At 67.8% G+C, this 18,985-nt stretch carries 20 protein-coding genes; 9 read left to right on the forward strand and 11 right to left on the reverse strand.

Going from position 1 to position 18,985, the window contains the following annotated elements; translation table 11 throughout:
- Nucleotides 1-9: 9 nt before the first annotated feature.
- The 3 genes from QOC76_RS08135 to QOC76_RS08145 are packed head-to-tail and all read right to left on the reverse strand — an operon-like array spanning nt 10 to nt 2,358.
- Nucleotides 10-897, reverse strand: a complete 888-nt coding sequence (locus QOC76_RS08135) for a ferredoxin family protein (RefSeq protein ID WP_526356021.1) — start codon at nt 895-897, stop codon at nt 10-12.
- Nucleotides 894-2,102 carry a cupin domain-containing protein gene (locus QOC76_RS08140; protein WP_526356148.1) on the reverse strand — a complete coding sequence of 403 codons (1,209 nt, stop codon included), beginning with the start codon at nt 2,100-2,102 and terminating at the stop codon, nt 894-896. Before QOC76_RS08140 ends, QOC76_RS08135 begins: the two co-directional genes overlap by 4 nt.
- Before the next feature lie 10 nt (nt 2,103-2,112).
- The gene (locus tag QOC76_RS08145; RefSeq protein WP_526356023.1) at nt 2,113-2,358 is read right to left on the reverse strand and encodes a BatC protein; all 246 of its coding nucleotides are present in this window, start codon (nt 2,356-2,358) and stop codon (nt 2,113-2,115) included.
- A 214-nt stretch (nt 2,359-2,572) separates the two neighbouring features.
- Between QOC76_RS08145 and QOC76_RS08150 the strand changes: the two genes are divergently transcribed.
- On the forward strand, nt 2,573-3,763 hold the full coding sequence (locus QOC76_RS08150; RefSeq protein ID WP_526356025.1) for a hypothetical protein: 1,191 nt from the start codon (nt 2,573-2,575) through the stop codon (nt 3,761-3,763).
- A 3-nt stretch (nt 3,764-3,766) separates the two neighbouring features.
- The gene (locus QOC76_RS08155) at nt 3,767-4,981 is read left to right on the forward strand and encodes a metallophosphoesterase (protein WP_526356027.1); all 1,215 of its coding nucleotides are present in this window, start codon (nt 3,767-3,769) and stop codon (nt 4,979-4,981) included.
- A gap of 170 nt (nt 4,982-5,151) precedes the next feature.
- On the opposite strand, the gene QOC76_RS08160 is transcribed toward QOC76_RS08155, so the two are convergent.
- Nucleotides 5,152-6,111: a DNA polymerase domain-containing protein gene (locus QOC76_RS08160; protein WP_526356029.1), complete on the reverse strand. Its 960-nt coding sequence runs from the start codon at nt 6,109-6,111 to the stop codon at nt 5,152-5,154.
- Nucleotides 6,112-6,128: 17 nt separating this feature from the next.
- Nucleotides 6,129-6,581 carry a MarR family winged helix-turn-helix transcriptional regulator gene (locus tag QOC76_RS08165; RefSeq protein WP_526356031.1) on the reverse strand — a complete coding sequence of 151 codons (453 nt, stop codon included), beginning with the start codon at nt 6,579-6,581 and terminating at the stop codon, nt 6,129-6,131.
- A gap of 56 nt (nt 6,582-6,637) precedes the next feature.
- Here QOC76_RS08165 and QOC76_RS08170 point away from each other — a divergent pair, with 56 nt between their 5' ends.
- From QOC76_RS08170 to QOC76_RS08180, 3 genes are read left to right on the forward strand one after another with little or no spacing between them, the layout of a single operon-like run.
- Nucleotides 6,638-7,864: a multidrug effflux MFS transporter gene (locus QOC76_RS08170; RefSeq protein ID WP_526356033.1), complete on the forward strand. Its 1,227-nt coding sequence runs from the start codon at nt 6,638-6,640 to the stop codon at nt 7,862-7,864.
- 15 nt (nt 7,865-7,879) lie between these two features.
- The gene (locus QOC76_RS08175) at nt 7,880-8,770 is read left to right on the forward strand and encodes an EamA family transporter (RefSeq protein WP_526356035.1); all 891 of its coding nucleotides are present in this window, start codon (nt 7,880-7,882) and stop codon (nt 8,768-8,770) included.
- A 34-nt stretch (nt 8,771-8,804) separates the two neighbouring features.
- Entirely contained in the window at nt 8,805-9,458 is a 654-nt protein-coding gene (locus QOC76_RS08180) for a hypothetical protein (protein ID WP_526356037.1), read from the forward strand.
- Between the two features lie 17 nt (nt 9,459-9,475).
- On the opposite strand, the gene QOC76_RS08185 is transcribed toward QOC76_RS08180, so the two are convergent.
- Nucleotides 9,476-10,036: an XRE family transcriptional regulator gene (locus QOC76_RS08185; RefSeq protein WP_526356039.1), complete on the reverse strand. Its 561-nt coding sequence runs from the start codon at nt 10,034-10,036 to the stop codon at nt 9,476-9,478.
- A gap of 182 nt (nt 10,037-10,218) precedes the next feature.
- Here QOC76_RS08185 and QOC76_RS08190 point away from each other — a divergent pair, with 182 nt between their 5' ends.
- Nucleotides 10,219-11,172, forward strand: coding sequence for a hypothetical protein (locus tag QOC76_RS08190; protein ID WP_526356041.1), 954 nt, complete (start codon nt 10,219-10,221; stop codon nt 11,170-11,172).
- Here QOC76_RS08190 and QOC76_RS08195 read toward each other — a convergent pair.
- Complete coding sequence (locus QOC76_RS08195) at nt 11,096-11,833, reverse strand: TetR/AcrR family transcriptional regulator (RefSeq protein ID WP_526356043.1); 738 nt, start codon at nt 11,831-11,833, stop codon at nt 11,096-11,098. The genes QOC76_RS08190 and QOC76_RS08195 overlap by 77 nt on opposite strands.
- A 58-nt stretch (nt 11,834-11,891) precedes the next feature.
- Here QOC76_RS08195 and QOC76_RS08200 point away from each other — a divergent pair, with 58 nt between their 5' ends.
- Nucleotides 11,892-13,337 carry a carotenoid oxygenase family protein gene (locus QOC76_RS08200; protein WP_526356045.1) on the forward strand — a complete coding sequence of 482 codons (1,446 nt, stop codon included), beginning with the start codon at nt 11,892-11,894 and terminating at the stop codon, nt 13,335-13,337.
- Nucleotides 13,338-13,477: 140 nt separating this feature from the next.
- Here the strand turns inward: QOC76_RS08200 and QOC76_RS08205 are convergent, their stop codons facing one another.
- Complete coding sequence (locus QOC76_RS08205; protein ID WP_526356047.1) at nt 13,478-13,717, reverse strand: hypothetical protein; 240 nt, start codon at nt 13,715-13,717, stop codon at nt 13,478-13,480.
- Nucleotides 13,718-13,722: 5 nt separating this feature from the next.
- Entirely contained in the window at nt 13,723-14,208 is a 486-nt protein-coding gene (locus QOC76_RS08210) for an OsmC family protein (protein ID WP_526356049.1), read from the reverse strand.
- A 176-nt stretch (nt 14,209-14,384) separates the two neighbouring features.
- Here QOC76_RS08210 and QOC76_RS08215 point away from each other — a divergent pair, with 176 nt between their 5' ends.
- Entirely contained in the window at nt 14,385-15,518 is a 1,134-nt protein-coding gene (locus QOC76_RS08215; protein ID WP_526356051.1) for an FAD-dependent oxidoreductase, read from the forward strand.
- Complete coding sequence (locus QOC76_RS08220; protein WP_526356053.1) at nt 15,515-16,405, forward strand: SDR family NAD(P)-dependent oxidoreductase; 891 nt, start codon at nt 15,515-15,517, stop codon at nt 16,403-16,405. The genes QOC76_RS08215 and QOC76_RS08220 overlap by 4 nt, the downstream gene beginning before the upstream one ends.
- 4 nt (nt 16,406-16,409) lie before the next feature.
- Here QOC76_RS08220 and QOC76_RS08225 read toward each other — a convergent pair whose 3' ends face one another.
- Together QOC76_RS08225 and QOC76_RS08230 are read right to left on the reverse strand one after the other, a co-directional pair.
- Nucleotides 16,410-17,663, reverse strand: coding sequence for an acyl-CoA dehydrogenase family protein (locus tag QOC76_RS08225; RefSeq protein ID WP_526356056.1), 1,254 nt, complete (start codon nt 17,661-17,663; stop codon nt 16,410-16,412).
- Nucleotides 17,656-18,852 carry an acyl-CoA dehydrogenase family protein gene (locus QOC76_RS08230; RefSeq protein ID WP_526356058.1) on the reverse strand — a complete coding sequence of 399 codons (1,197 nt, stop codon included), beginning with the start codon at nt 18,850-18,852 and terminating at the stop codon, nt 17,656-17,658. The genes QOC76_RS08225 and QOC76_RS08230 overlap by 8 nt, the downstream gene beginning before the upstream one ends.
- Nucleotides 18,853-18,985 lie beyond the last annotated feature (133 nt).

The following is an 18,985-nucleotide window of genomic DNA, read 5'->3' on the forward strand; positions in this document are numbered from 1 at the left end:
CACTACGACTCAGGCCGACGTGATCGAGACGAGTGTGAAGGTCCGAACCCGGCCGGGCACCCGTGCATCACACTGCGACAGCAGCGGCTCCGTCAGGAGTTCCTTGAGGACCACGGTTATCGGACCCGTTTCGCCCTCGCGCACCACGCGGATCTCGCCGTCGTGGTGCTCGACACTCTGCGGATGCAACGCGTCGATGCGGTCGTCACCGTAGGCCTCGCGGGCGAAGTACTGGGCGGCTTGAACTGCATGGGGTAGCGACGTGCGCCCGCGAAGGAACCTGTTGTCCAGCCGCCCCTCGAGATACAGGCGAATCAGATCAGGTGGATCGGCGGTGTCGACGCGCCCGTAGCACAGCCCTTCCGGCAGCACCAGCATTGTCGCCGCGAACCGGTCACCGCCCAGATGCGAGCATTCCCAGGTGAATTCGGGATACTTGGCGGCGATCGCATTGCACGCGCTGCGCCCGCGAACCGCGCAGCACTGATCATGCTTGCCGTGCGCACAGATCGCCACGACGGGATCGGCCGACTGCGTCCCGTCGGATCCGTCCAGAGCGAGATCGAGATACTCGCGGGGGTCGCTCACTTCTCCGGTGTACAGCGCTTCGGCGCCCACCCGGGAATGCGCGACGACCCAGCGCCACCGCGGTGTGGACGGCCTGCGACCGGGCTTACGTATCGCCGCGACCCTCATCTTCGCCGATTCGATCCGCCGGACGACGGCCCGTCCGAGAGCCGGCTCGATGACAGCGGGCGACTGGAGGAACGCCGAGTGTCCCCATGCGCCGGGCAACTCGAGCAACATCCAGGAGTACCCGGCGGAGGCGGTGCCGTACATGGGGTCGTTGCGGGCCAGCGACTGGTCGCTGCACGGCACTCGTTTGGCAGCGGTCATCCCTTGAACGGTACGACGACGGCCTCTCGCAGTAGCCTGCGGATCAACACCGTGCCGTCGGCACGGTCCAGACCGGGCAAGCCGCCCGCATCGGCGACGAGGCCGCGGTGCAGCGCCGCGACCGCCTCTGCACACGACACCGGGAACGTCATCACCCTGTCCGGGAGTCGCAGCACGACCCGGCCGGCCGTGTGTTCGACGGTCGCGAGCAGCCCGTGACGCCAATGAACTTCTGTCGTGCCCGCTCGATCTGCCGCCCGAAGCGACGCAAGCGGACGCACCGCGACGGGCCGTGTCCGATCCGCGTGACGCTCGATCAAGGTTGCGGCGGCGCCACCGCTGAGCACAGAGGCGTCGTCGCGCAGCGAGTCCACCATCTCGGCCATCACCTTCGTCACCGTCGCGATGCTCTCATCGTGATCGGCCGGGTCGCGGCCCATCGGCAGGGACGTCCTGAAGGAGTCGACGGTCGCCAACTGGTCGACCACCGCGCGTGCGACGTCGAGGCGTGTGACGGTCGAGACGCCGATCGTCAGGTGAATCGACGTGGTCTGCAAGGCCTGTGCCGAGTGCACCCAACCTCTGGGAAGGTACAGCGCGTCACCTTCGGACAGCACCGTGTCGATGACCGGTTCCTCGGTCACGCGCTCGGTGATCGCAGCGCGGTGCTGCGTCCACGGCTGCGACGGCAGCGGGTGTTCGTGGACGGGTTCGTGCACGATCCACCGCTTCTGTCCGGCCGCCTGCAGGATGAAGACGTCGTGAACGTCATAGTGCGGGTCGAAACCGCGATTGGACGGCGGTGTGACGTAGGCGTTCGCCTGCACCGGATGACCGAGTTCGTCGACCGCGTCCCTGACGAAGTCGATCAGCGGCGGCCACAGCCGGTGCAGCCCCTGCAGCACAATCGTTGCCCCAGAGGCGAACTGGGACAGCACCTTCGCGGAGTCCACCTGGTCCGGCATCTCCGCGCCGAAACCCGCAGGGCCGAGGTAGCAGTCCCTGGCCAACAAGTCGCCGTCCTTGGCCAGGCGAATGAAGGGCGCGCGTACCCCGCGCTCGGCGATCAACTCGTCGACCGTATCGGCCGAGAGGAGATCGCCGAAGTCGCGGGGCAGCGCGTCGGACTGGCTGAGCAGCGGCCTGCGACCCCAGTGTTCGGTGGCGAACTTCTGGGGATCTGTGGCGATGCAGCGGCTCAGCACAGACAGGCGGTCAGGCGGTTCCGTCGGCAGCGCCGTCGTGGCCTCCGGAATTGGAGCCACCGTCGGCGGGACCTTCACCGCCGGCTGAGCCGTCTGCTCCGGTGTCGTGGCCTCCGGGATTGGAGCCACCGTCGGCGGGACCTTCACCGCCGGCTGAGCCGTCTGCTCCGGTGTCGTGGCCTCCCGGGTTCGAGCCGCCGTCGGCAGGTCCTTCGCCGCCTCCAGAAGTGGTGATGTCGTCGTCGTCGAGCGCCATGTGCGATCCTCTCTCTCTCTCTTGTCGTAGCCGAGCCGAATGCGGCTGCCGCGACCGTGGCTACGTCGGCAGGGAGTTGCCCCGGATTCGTCAAACGAAACGAACTGCGGGGACTTCGTCGGGGTGATGGCCGCGCGTGGCGAGCGGTAAGTCCCAGGCAAGGCTGTGCCCCGCTCGCCCCTGAACCGCCGCGGAGGCGCGCTAGCATCCGCGTGTGGGGTCGAACGCGGTGCGCGTCGGTGTCGGCGCCGTCGGGGTCGCGATCCTAACGGTCGCCGCGGCCGCGTGCAGCAACGGACCGGCCGCAGAGCAGGCCGCGTCCAGCACGGCGACGACGGCCGTCGCCCCGCCGCCGACCATTCGGCAGTCCTGCGTGACGGCGGTACCGGCCGCCTGGCAGAAGGCCATCGACGACAGCGCCGTCGACACCGGCGGCGTCTCGAACGTGCCGTTCGCCGTCGGTCGTCGCGGCGAGGTCGCCGTGGCCCGCGACAACGGTGACACCCGCGACCTCCTGCTGATCGACGCCGACAAATCCGTCAGTGAGATCTATGCGGTGCCGGAGCCCGACCAGAATCGGATCGGCTCCGTGGCGATCGACGATCGCTGGGTGATCGTCGGCGTGGAAGGCGCCCCACGTGGGGCCAACGGGGTCATCCCCACGCTGATGCGAATCGACGTCGTCGACCGCCAGGGCGGCCCGCCCCGAAACGTCGTCGAGAGTCCATTGGAGGACCGAACGTCGGGAGGCAGCACCGTCGACTCTTTCGCCCTGTTCGGCGGCAAGGTGTACTGGATCACCCGTGATACGTACGCCGGAGACGCAGGCACGATGAGGTCCTATGACCTCACCACCGGTGCCGTGGCCGATGTGGCGTCCGGTGAGATGCGCGGCGTGCGAACCACGGCCGCCGGGCTGTCCTGGGAGGTGGCCTGGGACCGGAACGCAGGCCCCCGGGCCGAGTTGAAGATCCCCGATGCGCTGCCGCCCCCGGTCGCCGGTGAGATCGGCACCGGCCGCGATCAGTTCACGCTCGTCACCGACGGCAACGCCTATGCGTGGTCCACCGAAACCGACCGCGGCGCACCGGGTCTCGCGTACTGGTCGCCGAAGTCCGGCCTGGTGCGCATCGCCGGAAACATTCCGCCCGGGGGAAAGCATCAGGCGTTGCCGCTTCACGTGGTCGGGCCGTACGTCGTGATCGACAGAGGGCGCGACGACCAGATGCACGACACGTACGCCACCCTGGTCGACAGCCGGTCGGGAGCGCTCACCTACCTTCGCGCGCCGGTCGGAGGCGCGAACGGCGGGACGATCGCGCTGGCGATCGGGGCAACGTCGAAGGAGCTTCCCACGACCACCGGGGTGATTCGCGTCGACGCGCTACCGCCGCTGTCCTGCTGACGCATGTTCATCGCCATCCTCGGCACAGTCCTCGGGCTGATCCATCTCTACGCCTGGAAGCGGCTGATCAAGGACACGACGCGGGGCGGTGTTCGGTGGGTGCTGTCGGCCCTCTTTCTCGCGCTGCTGGTGCTGCTCGTGGCGACGCTGCTTCTGCCGAGAATTGTCGGGTGGAGGGAACCATCGTGGTTAGCGTGGCCGGGTTATGTCTGGTTCGGCGTCGTGGTCTACCTGTTTCTCGCGCTGCTGGTCCTGGAACCGGTCCGTCTTGCGTTGCGTCGCTGGGCGAAGCGGACGCCGCCGCAAGCAGCTGAACCTGAACAGAAGCAGGCGATGAACCGGCGGGTGTTCCTGGCGCGAGCCAGCGCAGTAGCGGCCGGCGGTGCGGCGGTGGGGGTGGTCGGAGCGGGCATGGCCAGCGCGCTGGGACCGCCCGACGTGCTTCGGCTTCCGGTGCGGCTGCGCCGGCTCGACCCTGCCCTCAACGGGTTCACGATCGCCGTGGTGTCCGACATCCACCTGGGACCGCTGGCCGGTCGGGCGCATACCGCGCGGATCGTGCGGATGATCAACGAAACCGAGCCGGACCTGGTCGCGATCGTCCGCGACCTGGTGGACGGCACTGTCGAGGAACTCGGGACAGCGGCGGAACCGTTGCGGGACTTGGTTTCCCGAGAAGGGGCCTTCTTCGTCACCGGTAACCACGAGTACTTCGTACCCGACACGTCGTCGTGGCTGCGCGAGTTGGAGCGGCTCGGTGTGCAGCCGCTGCGCAACGAGAACACCGCGATCCGTCGCGGCGCGGCGGCTTTCGACCTTGCCGGCGTCAACGACGTCGCAGGCGAGCAGCGATCGGACCCGCCGGATTTCGACCGCGCGCTGTCCGGGGTGGACGACTCGCGGCCGACGATTCTGCTTGCCCATCAACCCGTTCAGGTGGCCGAAGCCGCCGCGCATGGCGTGGATCTGCAGCTGTCCGGGCATACCCACGGCGGCCAGATGTGGCCGTTCCACTACGTCGTCCGGGCTGCGCAACCGTCGCTCGCCGGACTGTCGACGGTCGACGGCACGCAGCTGTACGTCACCCGGGGCGCCGGCTTTTGGGGCCCGCCCGTCCGCATCGGTGCGCCACCGGACATCACCGTGCTGTCCCTCTCGGCCGGGCAGTCACAACTCGGTAATAATTCGACGGGTTTCACCCGCAAACTCGTCGGGTAACAGGCTGGCAGCGCTGCAGAAGGTCGGCGTCAACCCCTTCGTTTTCAGCCTGGGAAGGCGGCCCGCCATGCTCGACTTCATCTGCCCGACCTGCGGCCACTTCAGCCTCGAGGAAGAGGCCTGCGTGTCCTGTACAAGTCCCGCCGCCGAGGACCTCGTCGCCTGAGCCGCTACGCCTTCTGACGACGGACGCGGGCGCGGCGCTTGCCCTCGTGCATCGCGGCCACGCGTGCGACCGGAATGGCGCGCCCCTGCTCGATCAAATCGGTTGGCAGGCGCTGTGGTTGCGGCATCAAATCCGCCCACGGGTCACGCCCACCGAGCGCATCGATCGCCGTGTGCACCGTGAAGTCGCCGGGGTCGGCGTCATCCAAATCCGACCAGTCCAACGGAAACGACACCGGCGTGCCCGGCCGAAGGCGCGGACTGTAGGCGGCCGCCACGGTAGCGCCACCGGCGCGGGTGGAGTCCACGAACACCTTTCCGCGCCGGTCCCCGACGATGAACGCGGTGGTGGCCAGATCCGGATCGAGCGCCTCCGCCCTGGCCGCCAGCGCACGGGTGGCCGCGGCCACGTCATCGACGGGGGCGGAGTCATCGATCGGCACGAACACGTGAATCCCTTTGGCGCCACTCGTCTTCACCGCACCCGCCAGTCCGCAGTCAGCCAGCGCGCGACGTACCAGATGTGCCACGGCCACCACTGCGGCGAACGCGTCATCGGCGGGCGGGTCGAGATCGAGCACCAGATGAGTGGGCCGGTAGATGTCGTCCGCCAGCCCCAGCGTCGGGTGGTATTCGACGGCTCGCTGGTTGGCGAACCAGAGCAGAGTCCGGCGGTCGTCGCACAACGCGTAGTGCACGTCGCGCTTGGACGCCTCGGCCCATATCGGGACGGTGCGGACCCAGTCCGGGGTGTACTTCGGAACGTTCTTCTGCATGAACGGTTTCTGGTCCCGCAGCACCCGCAGCACCGTGAGCGGCCTGCCTGCCAGACCGGGCAGCATCCGATCCGCGACGGCGTCGAGGTAGTCCACCAGGTCGCGTTTGGTGGCACCTGCCTCCTGGCTCAGCGGTTGGTCGAGGTTGGTGAGTTTCACCCCGGCGCGCTGCTCGTCGGTGACACCCATCCAATCAGCCTAGGCACTCAGGGCATCGACGCGAGTTTCCGGAACAGCGGCGCGGCCTTCACCAGTAGTTCCACCTCCTCGTCGGTCATCCGGTCCAGCTGATCGCGCACCCCGTCCACCCACACCGACTCGATCATCTTTTTGTGCCGGCCGGCCTTTGCGGTGGGCCGCAATCGAATCGACCGGCGGTCGTGCGCGTCGGGCAACCTCTCGATGAGGCCGCGCTCCACGAGGCGCCGCACCGTCGTGCTGACGTTGCTCGCCTGCAGGCCCAGAATCCGGGCGACGTCGGAGATCGTGATCGACGGATGGTCGGAGACGGTGCGGATCACCTCGAACTCGGAATGCGGCAGCGGATCCAGACCCACCTGGCGTTCGCCGAACCTGCGCAACGACCACACCACCGTTCGCACGGTGGTGGCGATGTCGCGTATCTCACGCTCGTCTGCGGCTATTCGGACCGAGGTCATGTCCGATACAGTAGCTGTAAAGTTAGATATAAAGCTATAACTACCGAGAGGTGTGCATGAGCGCCGCGAGCACTGTCGGCAGCGAGACGACGACCACGAAGTCGATACCGCTGAGCTGGCTGGGCGTGCTGGCATTGCTGACCGCGGTGGCGCCGCTGTCGATCGACATGTACCTGCCCGCGTTCCCGGCGATGGCGGAGGAATTCGGCACCACCGCATCGGCCATTCAGCTGACACTGACGACCTTCATGGTCGGCCTGGCGCTCGGCCAGTTGTTCATCGGTCCGATGTCCGACCGGTTCGGCCGCCGCCCGCTGATGCTTGCCGGCACGCTGGTGTGCGTCGGCGCCGGTGTCGCCTGCGCCCTGGCGCCCAGCATCGAACTGCTGACCGCGTTCCGGTTCCTGCAGGGCTTCAGCGGTGCGGCAGGCGTGGTGCTCAGCCGGGCCGTCATCTCCGACCGCGCCCGTGGCGCGACGGCGGCCCGCTACTTCAGCATCATGATGATCATCAACGGTGCGGCGCCCGTGGTGGCCCCGTTGATCGGTGGCTCACTGATGGGCTTGATCGGTTGGCGCGGTGTCTTCTGGATCCTGACCGGGTTGGCAGTGGCGATGTTCCTCGGCGTGAGCCTGGTGCTGGCCGAGACACATCCGCGCGAGGATCGGACCACCGGCGGGCTCACCGCGATGCTGCGCGACGCGGCGTCGGTGTTCCGCAACCGAAGCTACATCGGTTACACATTGACCTTCGCGTTCGGCTTCACCGTGATGTTCTCCTACATCGCCGCGTCGCCGTTCGTCCTGCAGAACGTGCTCGGCTTGTCCACGATCGCGTATTCGTTCGCCTTCGCCGCCAACGCCTTCGGCCTCGTCGCCATGAACGCGATCAACGCGAAGATCGTCGGCCGCTTCGGTCAACGACGGCTGCTGCATCTCGGCGTCAGCCTGCTCGTGCTGTTCTCGACGCTGCTCGTCATCGACGCCGTCGGGGGCCCGGTGGCCTGGGCGACGCTGCTGCTGCTCTGGTGCGCGGTCACCAGCCTCGGCCTGGTGGTCGCCAACGCCACCTCGCTGGCACTCGACGAAGTGCGACACGTGGCGGGCAGCGGTTCAGCCGTCCTCGGCGCGCTGCAGTTCGGGCTGGCCGCCGTGGTGGCCCCGCTTGTCGGCATCGCAGGCGATCACACCGCCATCCCGATGGCGATCGGGATGGTGACAAGCGCCCTCATCGCGGCGTCGGCGCTCGTTCTGCTCACGCGGCAACGGCAGGTTTCTGCCTGACGGCCTGACGTAGGGTTGCCCTCCATAGCTTCTCGATCGCTGCTGCCGGGTTGGTCCATCCCCGTCGTCTTCGTAATCGGCGCCATCTCCCAGTACGTCGGCGCCGCCATCGGTGTCTTCCTGTTCGAGACGACCGAACCGGCGACCGTGGCGTGGCTGCGAGCGGCGGCTGCCGCGGTCGCACTGGTGGTGTGGCGGCGGCCGTGGCGGCGTGAGTGGAACCGGCGGCAAGCCGGTGCGGCTCTGATGTTCGGGCTCGTGACGATCGGCATGAACATCGCCATCTACGAAGCGATGGCGCGTATCCCGCTCGGCACCGCGGTCGCCATCGAGTTTCTCGGCCCGACGGCGGTGGCCGCGGCGGGATCGCGCAGGCCGCGCGACGTCGCCGCTGTCGGTCTTGCGTTGGCGGGTGTGCTTTTGCTGGCCGGCGTGGAGTTCGACACCAACCTGACCGGCGTGCTGTTCGCGTTGGTGTCGGCCGCGACGTGGGCCGGCTACATTCTGCTCGGCAAGCGGGTCGCCGACACCGGCGACGGACTCGATTCGCTTGCGGTCGGGATGTCGTTGGCCGCGGTTCTTCTCGCCCCCGCGATACTCGTTCCGCAGGCCGCCATCAACGGCTCGGTGTTCGCCGATCCGCGTGTGTGGCTGCTCGGTCTCTGCATCGGTCTGCTCTCCACCGCGATCCCGTACGTGCTGGACCAACTCGTCTTCGTCCAGATCCGAAGCGCGAACTTCGCGCTGCTGCTGGCACTTCTGCCGGTGACCGCGACGCTGATCGGCGTCGTGGTGCTGCGCCAGATACCGGCACCCGCGGAGATCGCAGGCATCGCCCTCGTCGTGCTGGCGCTGCTGCTGTCCGCTGGGGACTCTGCGAACACGCCACCGGAGACTCCGCCGTAGGCGCTCTTGCGACCGGCGATGGCATTCTGGCGGAGTGGGCTTGCTCATCGTGCGGCTGGTTGAGCTGCTGATCGTGATCCTGCCGTTGATCGGCCTGATCTACGGCGGCTTCAAAGCGGTGTCCAAAGTCCGCGAACAATCCGACGACGCGCAGTCGGTCGAGGCGGGAGGGCCGCAACGAACCACCAAGTCGGCTCAGTGGCAGGCGATCGTGCGGACGGTGCGCGAGCACGACCGGACGGACACCCGCTGGCTCGACTACGAGATCGACATCACAAAGCTGCTCGACTATCCGCTGATGACGGACATGCGCGATCCGCTCACCGAGCGGTTCCACCGCGCCAAGCTGCGTGCGGACCTGCTACGCCCCGCCGACGCGGGCGACCTGCTGGACGACAGCGTGGCCGCCCGCGAATACCGCGACGCCGTAGAGGAGTACGTGACGGCTTTCGACGTCGCGGAGGCCGAGGCGATGCGCAGGCGGCGAAGCGGCTTCTCGCGTGAGGAGCAGCAGCGTCTCTCGCGCGCGCACAGCACGCTGCGGATCGCCACGGACACCGCCGCGACGCCGCAAGAGCGAGAACGCGCCTTCGAGGTCGCACGACGGGAACTCGACGGGCTCATCGTGCTGCCGGAGCGCACCCGCGCCGCGATCGAGCGCGGAATCGCGGGTGAGCTCGGCAGCTGATCGCGGCAGTTCCGGGCTCAGCCGACGTTCTCGTCGGCAAAGTGTTCCTCGTGGCCGTTGACCGATGAGTCGTCGTGGTCGTGGTGCTGGGGCTGGGGATGCTGCAGGTGCTCGGTCCCGGGCACCCCACCCAGGGCCGCGATCGTGTCTTTGATCTTCGCGGCCTCGTCGTCGTTGGGCGTGCCGCCTGCCTCGAGCTCATCGGGCAGCCGGATAGGCAGGCCCGCGCCGTTCGCCACCTCCTCGGCGGAGAGCTTGGCATGGATGCGCGTGACGTACAGCTGCTGGCCCAGGCTCGACCCGGGTGCGGCCGCGGCATGCTCCATGAGGGAGTCGTAGCGTCGCCGGACATTGCTGAGCTCGACGATCACCGCCGAAGTGGGCCTGTTGCTGCTGGCGGCGTCCGACAGCGCGGTCCGCAGCTTGCGCATACCCTCCAGCACGACGTCTGCCCGCTTGTGGAACTTCTTGTCCTCGGCGAACGGCAGCGCGTCGATTGCGGCGCTGTACATGTGCATCGCCGCCTCGGACAGACTGACGATGATCGACGAATCATCCTGTGGCGCGGCTTGTCCCATGGGCCCTCTAATCTCTACAGGTCAGTTCCATAAGCGGTGAGCAGCCGAGGAAGCGTGCTTATCCCGTCGCCCGCTCGACTTGAGCACGGCTTGACCCTAGCGGGCCGGCGCGTGCTGCGTCACCGCGAGCCCTAGTCTGTACCCGCAAGAGGGGGAGGCTTGGGCGGAACGGGAGATCGGTGATGACCGGATTGGTTCAATCCACCACGGCCGACGACCAGTCACCGCCCGGCGCGGTGCGGGACGTCACAGAGCCGACCCGCCGGCCTGTACCCGCCGACCAGCCCGGCGGGTGGTTCGCCGCGATCAACGGCTGGCGCGGCATCGGATGGCTGTCCTGCGGCGCCGCGGGCGGCCTGGCCATCGTGTGGTTCATTCTGCTGGGCCCGGGCGAGAAGGGTTCGAAAGCGGACTGGTTCTTCGGGGCCGCCGTCCTCTGCGTCGTGATGGTGGCCATGTGGCAGACCGTCAATGTCCAGCGACAGGCGAATTCGAGGGCGGCCGAAGCCGCCGCACGGCTGCGCTTGGCGCTGGCGGCCGGCGAGGAGCGCTTGGATCGCGAACGGGCGGCGGCCGAAGAGCGTGCGGCACGCGAGCTCGAATTGACCCAGAGATTGCACAAGGCCGAGTTGGAGAGCCAGCAGAAGTCGCACCGCGCCGAGATGGACGCCCATCGGCAGCGGGCTGACCTCGAGCGCAGACACCTGCTCAACCAATTGCAGAAACAGGCGGTGATCGAGGTGTCGCGGGCGGTGAGCCTGCAGACCCAGATGCTCGCGACGCTGTGGAACCGGGGTGCGGGCATCCTGCACAGCACGAACCGCGACGAGCGGGAGCAGGCGATGCTGCCGATCTTCGAACAGATCGGCCAGGTCGTGAACGACTTCTCCGTCGAGTTGGCCAACGCCCACCAGATCGTTGACGACACCCGCCTCGATCAGGCCCTCGAGAGCGTCAACGAGGCCGTCCTGTTGGGGATCCGCGTTGCGCAGGAGGTGTGCGACGACATCGTCGACGGGCGCGCTACCGAACCCAACCCCGTGCCTGCCGTCCAGCGGCTCATGCAGGAGCAGGCTGCTGAGGCTCGCCGCCTGGCGTGGAATCTACTTCGGACCGGTCTCGACGCTGCCAGGTAGGCCGGCCGGCCGCATCGACCGCCGTCTCGAGCGATTCAACGGTCTTCTCCCGGTCGTCGCCCATTCCGACAAGCACATCGACGGTCAGCGGCGCCAGGATCTGGGTGACGCCGTGTCCCTCCTGTCCGAAGTAGCCGGCCATCTCGAGCAGCACCTCGCCGTGGATGAAACTCCACAGGCGACCCGCGATCGCCGATTCGCCGTCGTCGCGGATGCGGCCCGCGGCGATCATCCGGCGAACCACGCTCAGCAGCGCCTCGAACGACAGCGCAAACTCGGCTCGGCCGCTGGCCGAGCCGGTGACGGTGAGGTCGGCATGGAATCGGTTCAGTGATTCCGCCGACGTGCCGAACATCAACTGGTAGCGCCGCGGATTCGCCAGTGCGAACTCGCGATAGTGGATGCCCATCAGGAAGAAGTCGGCGACGGGGTCGTCGGTCCCGGTCACCTCGGTCAACGCCCGGGTGAATCGAGCGAACGCCTCGCTGGCGATGGCGTCGATCAAACCGGTCATGCCGCCGAAGTGGGTGTAGACAGCCATCGTGGAGGTGCCGGCCTCGGCAGCCAGGTTGCGCGCGCTGAGCGCCTGCAGACCCTCGCGCTCCAGCAGGCGAATCCCGCTCTCGACGAGTTGTCCCCGCACTCCGTTCACCCTTGCCATGGTGCCATAACAGTGTTATACAAGAGGCATTCATAACGCTGTTATAGGGAGAGTCGCGATGACGAACCGCTATCTCGAGGGCGAATTCGCCCCAGTGGACACCGAGTACACGCTGACCGACCTCGAGGTGGTCGGCTCGATCCCCGACTATCTGGATGGCCGGTACCTGCGCAACGGCCCGAACCCGGTCGGCGAGATCGATCCCGAGCTTTATCACTGGTTCGTCGGCGACGGCATGGTGCACGGCGTCCGGATCCGGGGCGGCAAGGCGGAGTGGTACCGCAACCGGTGGGTGCGCGGTCCGCAGACAGCGAAAGCGCTGGGCGAAAAGCCGCCGGCCGGCGAATTCCGGCTGTCGGGAATCGGCGCGAATACCAATGTGATCGGCCACGCGGGCAAGACACTGGCGCTGATCGAATCCGGTGTCACCAACTTCGAGCTCACCGACGAGCTGGACACCGTCGGTGCCTGTGACTTCGACGGCACGCTGACGGGTGGTTACACCGCGCACCCGAAGCGCGACCCCGATACCGGTGAGCTGCATGCTGTTTCGTACAGCATGTACCGCGGCAACACGGTTCAGTACTCGGTGATCGGCACCGACGGGCGGGCGCGGCGCACCGTCGACATCGAGGTGACGGGCAGCCCGATGATGCACGACATGTCGCTGACGGAGAAACACGTGGTGTTCTACGACCTGCCGGTCACCTTCGACACACACCAAGCGGTCGCCATGACGGTGCCGCGAAGCGTCAGGCTTCCCGCGCGACTTCTGTTGTCCTCCATAATCGGCCGCGTCCGCATCCCCGATCCCGTCTCCGCCCGACAACCGGGTGGCAACGCGTCCGATCGGCGCTTCCCATACTCGTGGAACCCGAAATATCCGGCCAGGGTCGGGGTGATGCCGCGCGACGGCGACAACTCGGACGTCCGCTGGTTCGACGTCGAGCCGTGCTACGTCTTCCACCCGATGAACGCCTTCGACGACGGCGACACGATCGTGCTCGATGTCGTGCGGCACCCGAAGATGTTTGCGACCGAGCAGCTGGGACCGAACGAGGGGCCGCCGACGCTTGATCGGTGGACGGTGGATCTCGCCGACGGCAAGGTACGCGAATCGCGGGTCGACGACCGCGGCCAGGAGTTTCCGCGCGTCGACGAGCGACTGGTCGGCAAACGGCACCGCTACGGCTACGCGCCGACGGTCGGGGAGGGCGCCAGCGGCAATGACGTGCTTCTCAAGCACGACTTCGTCGGTAACGGCACCGTGTCACGCTCGTTCGGCGCCGATAAGGCACTGGGCGAGTTCGTCTTCCATCCGTCCGCGCCCGACGCGCCGGAGGACGACGGCGTGCTGATGGGCTACGTGTACGACCGTGCCGCCGACCGCAGCGAACTGGCCATCCTCGATGCGGAAACGTTGCAGGATGTCGCGAGCATCAAGGTGCCGCACCGGATTCCGTCAGGATTCCACGGCAATTGGGTGCCGACGCCTGCGGCGTAAACCACTATTACCCGGTGAGCGACGTCGCCGGTGCTGTCGAGCGCGTGGTCGTGGTCGGCGGGTACGCCCGCGGTCTGCGCGCGGCGAAATGGCTTGTGGCTCAGGCGGGCTAAGGCACAGTCCTGTGCCCTGCGCCGGGCTTAATAGTCGTTGATCGGCGGGTTGACGCCATCGGGTGCCGGGTCCGGCACCGGAACGCAGAGGCCGGTCTGCACGTCGAGCGCCTTGCCGGGCAGGCAGAACGGCGCGCAAGCGGTGGGGCCTGCCGTCTCGCCTGGCAGGCACGCCGAGCTGATCGCAGGCGTGAAGACGACGACCCCCGCCATCGGCAGGGCGGCCATCGCCGCCGCGGCCGTCAGACGTCGCACTGAGTGAGCCATGGTGGCTAGGGTAACGCCGCCTCGGCTACCCGAGGTTCTGTTGGTTCACAGTCGACGGGAAAATTCACCGACCGGGCGATGAAGCACATCCGGTGGGCGTCGGAATGCAGTCGCCGTGCCGCCGCCGTGTCAACGGGCTTGGCAACCGTGACCGTGGGCCGCAGGACGACCCGCTCGAACTGACCACTTCCGTCGCCGTTGACGACCATCGAGCCGATCGGATCGTCGGCGTAATCGGTCACCACGACACCGGCCCGCACGGCCAGGTCGAGATACCAGAGCAGGTGGCACTGTGACAGCGAGGCGAGCAGAAGTTCCTCGGGGTTCCACCGGTTCGGATCGCCACGGAACGCCGGGTCGGACGATCCGGGCAGTTCGACCTTGGTGCCCGCCGCAGTAACGGTATCCCGCCGGAAATCCCGATAGCCGGTGGTGCCCGACCCGGTATTGCCGCGCCACGTCACTTTTACCGAGTAGCGGTGTGTCGTCATGGTGCGCGCCTTCCGTGAATCGGCGCGCACCGTGTTCCAGCGGCAGGGGCAGCGCATTGACCAGGTCGCTGTGTCACCTTTCGCGCACGCCAGGCTGTCGGCGAGATGAGCGGAGAAGCACTCGTCTCGGCCCGTAATGCGTTGCAGGACCCAAGCACCGTGAATGATAAGCGGCCATGAGCCGTAAACGTGTCGTGATCGCCGGGCTGGGCGACAGCGGGGTTCTCACCGCCATCCGACTGGCCCGGCAGTTCGACGTCGTCGGCATCTCCTCCAAGCCGGCGTTGGTGAGCGGCCAGGAACTGGGGTGGCGGCTCGCCCGGCCCGAGGAATGGGCCAGGGCCAACTGGATTCCGTTCGACCGGTTCCGTGCGCTGGACCGGGTGCGCACCGTGCACGGCACCCTGACGAATGTCGACCTCGAATCCCGCACGGTGGCGGTCCGCGCTGACGACGGCACGACATCGCAGCAGCCCTACGACGCGCTGGTCATCTCCACCGGGGTCACCAATGGTTTCTGGCGCACGCCAAACCTGCAGTCGCACAACGAGATCGGCGAGGACCTTCGGGACGCGCACAAGCGCCTGATCGACGCCACATCGGTCATCGTCATCGGTGGCGGCGCGGCGGCGATCAGTAGCGCCGCACAGGTCGCCACCACCTGGCCGGACAAGCGCGTCGACCTTTATTTCCCCGGCGAACGCGCCCTCCTGTCACACCATCCGCGGATCTGGGAGACGGTGCAGCGCCGGCTCGGCGATGCCGGTGTGGGACTGCACCCCGGCCACCGAGCGGTGATCCCCGACGGCTTCACGTTCGATGCGATCACCAGCGAGCCGGTTGCGTGGAGCACCGGGCAGCCGCAGGCGTCCGCCGATGCCGTCCTGTGGGCGATCGGTCGGGTCAGGCCCAACACCGACTGGCTGCCGGCCGAACTCCTCGACGAACAGGGCTTCGTCGAAGTGACACCGCAGTTGCAGGTGCCCGGCCGGCCGAACGTGTTCGCGGTGGGCGACGTTGCGGCCACCGACCCGCTGCGCAGCTCGGCGCGCAACCGCGGGGACGGGCTGCTGGCCCGCAACATCCGTGCGCAGTTCGCAGGCAAACCGCTGCGCTCCTACCGGGCGCCGAAGCGGCGTTGGGGTTCGGTGCTCGGTGTGCAGCCCGACGGGCTCGAGGTGTTCACCCCGAAGGGTCAGGCGTTCCGTTTCCCGGCCTGGTCTTTCGACCGCGTTTTGATGCCCGTGATCGTCCGATGGGGTATCTATCGCGGTGTGCGCGACAACCGGACGATTAGCCTTGCCCCGTGACGGCGAAGTGGACACCGGCCCGGCTGGGCGACCTCTCGGGTAAGCGCATCATCGTGACCGGCGCGACGAACGGCGTCGGCCTCGGCACCGCCCGCGCGCTCGCCAACGCGGGCGCACACGTCGTCATGGCCGTGCGCAACACCGAACTGGGTGCGCAGCGCGCCAAGGAGATCGGCGGCTCGACCTCCATCGCCAAGGTCGACCTCGCCGACCTGTCGTCGGTGCGCGCGTTCGCCGACGCGCTCGACGGCGACGTCGACATCCTCATCAACAACGCGGGCATGCTGACTTCGAGCCGCGAAGAAACCGTCGACGGGTTCGAGAAGACGATCGGCACGAACCTGCTCGGCCCCTTCGCGCTTACCAACCTCATCTTCGACCGGGTGCGCACCCAGATCATCAACGTCGGATCGCACGCGCATCGAAGCGCCACGCTACGGCTCGACGACATGCATCTGCGCACCACCAAGTGGTCGTCGATGGGTGCCTACGCCCGCTCCAAGCTCGCGGTGATGTTGTGGGGCCTCGAGTTGGATCGCAGGCTGCGGGCGGCGAATTCGCCTGTCGTCACCCAACTCACGCATCCGGGATGGGTGGCCTCCGGAATCTCCAACGTCTCCGACGGGCCGGTGATGGCAGCCGCCGACAAGGTGGTCAGGCGGGTGGCGAACGTGTTCGGCAACGACATCGACGCGGGCGCCGCCACCACGTTGTACTGCATCAGCGAGCCTGTGCCGCCGGGCAGCTACATCGGCTACGACGGCGCCTTCGGCTTGAAGGGTCCGCTTGTGATGCTGGGCCGGACCGCGGTGGCAGGTGACTACGAGGTCGCTGCGCGGCTGTTCGAATTCGCCGAAAAAGAAACCGGCACAACGCTTCCCGTCTAGCGGCTCACGCGGGCGTGCCGTCGGCCACGCGGGGGACACGGCCCGCCTCGGCAGTGTCCAAGACCAGTTCTGCGACCCGCGCCCGGTGCTGCTCGGCGCTGCCCAACAAGGCGGCGTCGGTGACGGCGCGCTTGAAATACAGGTGGGCTCGATGCTCCCAGGTGAACCCGATGCCGCCGTGCACCTGAATGGTGTCCGCCGCGATCCGGGACAGCGCCGCCGAGGACGTCGCCTGCGCGATGCTCACCGCAAGCGCCGGATCATCGGATCCGTCGGCCAAGGCCCACACTGCGTGATAAGCGGTCGAGCGGGCGTGCTCGAGGTCGACGAGCAGGTCCGCCAGCTTGTGCTTGACCGCCTGGAAAGACCCAATGGGCCTGCCGAACTGGAGCCTGGACTTCGCGTAGTCGACGGAAAGATCCAGCAGATGCTGTCCCGCGCCGACCTGTTCGACGGCCAAAAGCGCCGATCCGACGTGCAACGCGTGCTCGATGACGCGGTCGGCCTCGCGGGGACCGGCCACCAACCGGCCCGGCGCGCCGGACAGCTCGATGGTGGCTTGGGGCCGGGTCAGGTCCAGCGTGACCAACGGGGTCCGCGATACCCCCGACGCCGCCGCGTCGACGGCGTACAGCGCCACCCCGTCCGCACCCCGCGCCGCCACCAGCAGGACGTCGGCCGTGCCCGCGTCGACGACCCGTTCGACCGTGCCGGTGAGCGCATCACCTTGCGTGGCGACCGTCACCGATTCGGGGTCGAAGGCGCCGGCACGGTCGGCGACGGCGAACGCCGCAGTGCGCCTGCCCTCCACCAGTTCGGTCAGTAGTTCGTCGCGCCCCTCGCTCGCCGACGCCGCCACCAGTGCGGGGATCGCGAGGAACACCGTGCCGAACAACGGCCCGCACGCCAGTGATGAACCGAGCTCCTCGACCGCGACGGCCTGATCGACGAGTGTGCCGCCGACCCCGCCGTCGGCTTCCGGCACCGACAGTCCCAGCACGCCGAGCTCGGAACCCAACCGGGTCCACACCTTGGCGTCGAATGGCGGATCGGACTCCATCAGGGTCCGCACCGTCTGCTCGTCGTAGTTCTCGGTGCAGAACTTGCGCACCGCTGCGCGCAGCTGGGCCTGCTCGTCGGTGAAGGTGAACTCAGCCTGATGGCGGGGTTGATCCGCAAGCTCCTCAACCTGATTGCGGGGTTGACCCGCAAGCTCCTCAACCTGAATGCGGGGTTGATCCGCAAGCTCCTCAACCACGGGGAATCTCCTTCCACGGCGTGCCGGCGTCGGCACGCAAATCACCGGGCAGGCCGAGGACCCGCTCGCCGAGGATGTTGCGCATCACCTCGGAGGTGCCACCCTCGATGGTGTTGGCGCGGCTGCGCAGGAACCGCTGCTGTACCGGGCCCCGCCAGTCCGCGCCGTCGCCCGCGCCGTCACTCATGCCGTAGCCGTGGTACAGGATCCCTTCCGGCCCAAGCAGATCCATGCACCACTGGTAGATGTGCTGGTTCAGCTCGGCGCCGACCAGCTTGCCGATGGAGCCTTCAGGGCCGGGACCGCCGACCGTGGCGGCGGCACGGGAGCGCTCCGACGTGAGGCGCTGCGCCTCCGAGCGCAGCCACAGTTGCGTGAGCCGGTCCCGCAGCACGGGTGTCTGCAGATCCGGTGGCGACGCCCACAGTGAGACGGCGTCGGCGATCGTGCCCGCACCGCGCCTGCTTCCGCTGGCGCCCAGTGCACTGCGCTCGTTCATCAGCGTGGTCATGGCGACCCGCCACCCGTCGCCGACGCCTCCGAGCCGGTGCGTATCGGGGATGCGGGCGTCGGTCATGTAGACCTCGTTGAACTCCGCCTGCCCGGTCAGCTGGCGCAGCGGCCTGGTCTCCACGCCCGGCCCGTGCATGTCGATCACGAAGTAGGTCAGGCCCTTGTGCTTCGGCAGGTCGGGGTTGGTGCGTGCGAGCAGCAGACCCCATCGCGCGCGATGCGCCAGGCTGGTCCACACCTTCTGGCCGTTGACGACCCATTCGTCACCGTCGGGCACCGCCGAGGTCGCCAAACCGGCCAGGTCCGAACCTGCGCCCGGCTCGGAGAACAGCTGACACCAGATGTCCTCGGTGGTCGCCAGTGGACGCAGCAGCTCGCGCTTCACGTCGTCGGTCTGGGCGTGTTCACGCACGGTCGGCGCCGCCATCCCGTAGCCCATCGGGTTGAGGCCGAGCGGCACCGGACCGCCCGCACCCTGCAAGATGCCGTCGGCAACGGCCTGCAGACCGCGCGAAACACCCAGACCGCCCAGGCCCTCGGGGAAATGCACCCAGGCCAACCCGGCGTCATAACAGGCACCGAGAAACTCCGCGATGGGAACGGACTTCGGGTCGTGGTCGGCCACGACCTTCCTGGCGAGATCGGCGACCCGATCCGGGTCGGCAACGGTGCTCATGCCCCGACCTCGCAGCCTCGGCCGCCGCATTCCGTGCGCGATATTCGCTCGCAAGCTTCGCTCATGCAGCCACGATAGGAAACGCCGATCATCGAACCGTATCGGGGGACACCGCAGCGGCTTGCAGGGCGGC

Origin of the sequence: Mycobacterium sp. (assembly GCF_032159565.1) — a bacterium.
Taxonomy (GTDB): domain Bacteria; phylum Actinomycetota; class Actinomycetes; order Mycobacteriales; family Mycobacteriaceae; genus Mycobacterium.

Coding starts and splice junctions, on each gene's coding strand:
- QOC76_RS08135 (WP_526356021.1), bottom strand. CDS start 897: ATGACCGCTGCCAAACGAGTGCCGTGCAGCGACCAGTCGCTGGCCCGC.
- QOC76_RS08145 (WP_526356023.1), bottom strand. CDS start 2,358: ATGGCGCTCGACGACGACGACATCACCACTTCTGGAGGCGGCGAAGGA.
- QOC76_RS08155 (WP_526356027.1), top strand. CDS start 3,767: ATGTTCATCGCCATCCTCGGCACAGTCCTCGGGCTGATCCATCTCTAC.
- QOC76_RS08160 (WP_526356029.1), bottom strand. CDS start 6,111: ATGGGTGTCACCGACGAGCAGCGCGCCGGGGTGAAACTCACCAACCTC.
- QOC76_RS08165 (WP_526356031.1), bottom strand. CDS start 6,581: ATGACCTCGGTCCGAATAGCCGCAGACGAGCGTGAGATACGCGACATC.
- QOC76_RS08170 (WP_526356033.1), top strand. CDS start 6,638: ATGAGCGCCGCGAGCACTGTCGGCAGCGAGACGACGACCACGAAGTCG.
- QOC76_RS08185 (WP_526356039.1), bottom strand. CDS start 10,036: ATGGGACAAGCCGCGCCACAGGATGATTCGTCGATCATCGTCAGTCTG.
- QOC76_RS08190 (WP_526356041.1), top strand. CDS start 10,219: ATGACCGGATTGGTTCAATCCACCACGGCCGACGACCAGTCACCGCCC.
- QOC76_RS08195 (WP_526356043.1), bottom strand. CDS start 11,833: ATGGCAAGGGTGAACGGAGTGCGGGGACAACTCGTCGAGAGCGGGATT.
- QOC76_RS08200 (WP_526356045.1), top strand. CDS start 11,892: ATGACGAACCGCTATCTCGAGGGCGAATTCGCCCCAGTGGACACCGAG.
- QOC76_RS08205 (WP_526356047.1), bottom strand. CDS start 13,717: ATGGCTCACTCAGTGCGACGTCTGACGGCCGCGGCGGCGATGGCCGCC.
- QOC76_RS08210 (WP_526356049.1), bottom strand. CDS start 14,208: ATGACGACACACCGCTACTCGGTAAAAGTGACGTGGCGCGGCAATACC.
- QOC76_RS08215 (WP_526356051.1), top strand. CDS start 14,385: ATGAGCCGTAAACGTGTCGTGATCGCCGGGCTGGGCGACAGCGGGGTT.
- QOC76_RS08230 (WP_526356058.1), bottom strand. CDS start 18,852: ATGAGCACCGTTGCCGACCCGGATCGGGTCGCCGATCTCGCCAGGAAG.